This is a genomic window from Bradyrhizobium sp. STM 3809 (assembly GCF_000239795.1).
In the GTDB taxonomy this organism is placed as follows: domain Bacteria; phylum Pseudomonadota; class Alphaproteobacteria; order Rhizobiales; family Xanthobacteraceae; genus Bradyrhizobium.
This window is the reverse complement of the sequence record NZ_CAFJ01000731.1, coordinates 1-2,603: the sequence shown is the minus strand read 5'-3', so window position 1 is coordinate 2,603 and position 2,603 is coordinate 1. Positions and strand designations below refer to the sequence as shown.

The 2,603-nt window shown below is 65.9% G+C and carries 4 protein-coding genes; 2 read left to right on the top strand and 2 right to left on the bottom strand.

Annotated elements, in window-relative coordinates; genetic code table 11:
- Positions 1-171 precede the first annotated feature (171 nt).
- Positions 172-489 (top strand): hypothetical protein, encoded by a 318-nt coding sequence (locus BRAS3809_RS31405; protein WP_035659773.1) that lies wholly within the window; start codon positions 172-174, stop codon positions 487-489.
- Here BRAS3809_RS31405 and BRAS3809_RS36910 read toward each other — a convergent pair.
- Together BRAS3809_RS36910 and BRAS3809_RS31400 are read right to left on the bottom strand one after the other, a co-directional pair.
- Entirely contained in the window at positions 479-655 is a 177-nt protein-coding gene (locus tag BRAS3809_RS36910) for a hypothetical protein (RefSeq protein ID WP_008966041.1), read from the bottom strand. The genes BRAS3809_RS31405 and BRAS3809_RS36910 overlap by 11 nt on opposite strands.
- 56 nt (positions 656-711) lie before the next feature.
- The gene (locus BRAS3809_RS31400; protein ID WP_008966040.1) at positions 712-1,452 is read right to left on the bottom strand and encodes a metallophosphoesterase family protein; all 741 of its coding nucleotides are present in this window, start codon (positions 1,450-1,452) and stop codon (positions 712-714) included.
- Between the two features lie 491 nt (positions 1,453-1,943).
- Between BRAS3809_RS31400 and BRAS3809_RS31395 the strand changes: the two genes are divergently transcribed.
- On the top strand, positions 1,944-2,603 hold a 660-nt coding region (locus BRAS3809_RS31395), incomplete at its 3' end, for a hypothetical protein (RefSeq protein ID WP_035659770.1).

Sequence of the window (2,603 nt, the reverse complement as noted above, 5' to 3'; positions counted from 1 at the left end):
TTCCCTGCGCGATGGCGTTACGACTTATACGTACTCTCCCCGGGGACCGGGCTGTCTTGCCCCCGTGACCGGCGGATCATCGTCACCGCCGGCGTGGCCTCAGCGTCGGGAGGCCAGGACCATACGACTTCGCCGTGCGCCATGTGCCGTTCGTCCGCACGGCATCACACCATGCTGCAGCCCACGACGCCCATCGCATCCCACCTCGCGTGCCGTGACGATCGCGATACGCCCCTCGTGCCGAGGCGGGACAACACACAGAAGCACGAATTCCGAAATAACGAAACAGATAAATTTTCTGCGGAGGGACTGGACAGGCCAAATCAGCTTGATGGCGCTTGGGAAATCAGTTTTTGCGCGCAAGCGGTTTCTCTCCGGCCGCGCACTGCTTCCTTGCGCCTGCGCGCGAACACGCAGGGCGATTTGCTCGACGGGCTGTCGCATATGACGATCCGCATTGTCGCCACGGACGATGCCGTCAGGTCATGACTCCGTTATCCCCGGGCTCGTCCCGCCTGCGCGGCCGTAGCCGCTTCGGCGCGGCGACGGCCCGGGCATCCACGTCCTTCTCAGCGTGCAGCACGACGTTGATGGCCGGGACAAGCCCGGCCATGACGATGTGGAAACAGGCCTGGTGAATCGTTCGCGACAGCACGGGCGATATCTCCGCTGGCCATCACGTCCGACCGCTCACCAGTTGCCCATGCGGGTTCAGATCACCGCGCCGGAGGCGTAGGCACCCGCCCAGTGCGGGAAGCCGTTCTCCACCGCGCGCGCCGCCGCATGATCCCAGTCATAGGCCAGCGCCAGCAGCTCGGCCTGCCAATGGCCGCGACGCTCCGTCAGCACGGCGTAGCGCGCGTGCGGCGAGCGATATTCGAGCTGCGACGCGATCGGGATGTCCGCGAATACAGGACAGCCGACGCTGCCCGGATTGACCACGAGGGGACCGCGCGGCACCTGGACCATCGCCTGCCGATGGCTGTGGCCGCACAGCACCAGCGTCGCGCCGCCGAGATTGACGAGCCGCGCGGCCAGCACGTCGCGGCGCGCCGGGACGTAGCGGCCGTCGTCGAGCATCTCCTCAAGCAGAAGCGCGCAATCATCGTCCGGCGTGCCATGAACGGCGAGGATGCCCGGATCCAGCGCGAGCCGCGGCGGCAGCGCGTGCAGCACACGGCGCTGCTCGGCGGTCAGCGCGGCGCGGGCGAAGCGGCCGGCGGGAGAGAGCTTCTCCTCCGGCATCTCCTCGATCCAGCGGTCGTGATTGCCGCGCACGGTCGGTAATTTGAGCGACTGCAGCAGGTCGAACGTCTCGCGCGGCCACAACGGGCTGGTCACGCAGTCGCCGAGATTGACGGTGGCATCGACGCCACGCGTCTCGATGTCCGCGAGCACCGCCTCCAGGGCAGGCAGATTGCCATGCACGTCGGAAATCACCGCCAGCCGCATCGTCGTCTCCCTCGCAGTCCCGTTCGGTCGGTTGAAGCAGAACTCTAGCACCCTCGTCATTGCGAACGAAGCGAGCGAAAGCGATCCAGCGTCGTTGCGCGGCAGACGTCTCGCGCGCGCCTGAATGCGTCGGTCGCAAGCACACGCCAGATGGAAGAGGCGTCGCCGCGACACAGCGCAGGCGTCATCACGATCTGCCAAATACATGTCCGGCGCATCGCTCGCGGCACCGACGCCGCGCCGCGCGCCTGTGTCGATCGACGACCAATCGGTCGGACTCCGCATTCCATCCATTCACGGTTGCAAGCGAAGCCAATGCACCAAACCCATGCTTGTGTCACATTCTTGCATCGAACTGATCTGTGCGAGATCTGCCCCCGCTCTCCAGCTTGACTTCGCTGGCATCGCTTCAACAATGAACGGAGAAGACTTCGTCGCTTGCGCGCGGGCGCTTGGGTGAAGCCGAATGGCCAACCGATGGAACGTCGCTCATGAAGACCAGCGCGCCCAACCTCCAGATGGCTGCGGTCTTTGTTCGCACCGGCCACGGGACCGTATCGCGGCGCGGCTTGCGCGGTCTCGTGTATGCCCTGCCGCTCGCGCTGCTGTTCAGCGCCGGCGCAGTCGATGGTGCCCGAAGCCAGGACGCCGCCATTATGTTGATGCCCGAGTCCGAATTTCCGAAAAGCTTGCCGCGCGACGTCGAGGACGCTACACAGCGCTCGATCGAGTTGCTGCGTAAATATCCCCACGATCCGCGGGCTCGGTTATGGCGCTCCGTCGCACTGCTGATGGCGCAGGATACAAAGGGTGCCGAGCGGGAGTTGCGCGCAGGCCTCGCCGAGGAGAAGGCGCTGGCGCAGCTCAGTCCAGCAATCGCCAACGTTCTTCAATCCTCGCTCGCCACCACTCTCCTGCTCGACCAACGCCGCGAAGAGGCCCTGGCAGTTGCGCGACCGCTGTGTCAGTCCAACAGCCAGTATCGACGCAAGGTTGCCGACGTCGGCCTCTGTCCTGATCTGGCACCGGGCGCCCAGCGCAAGCCGGGCGAGTTCGACCCGGCCCGCCTTGTTGCAGTGGCCCGGGCTGCGGAGCAGCTCAAGGCGATGGCCGCGAATGGGCGACCGCCGCGGGCCTCCGATGCAAAGGCC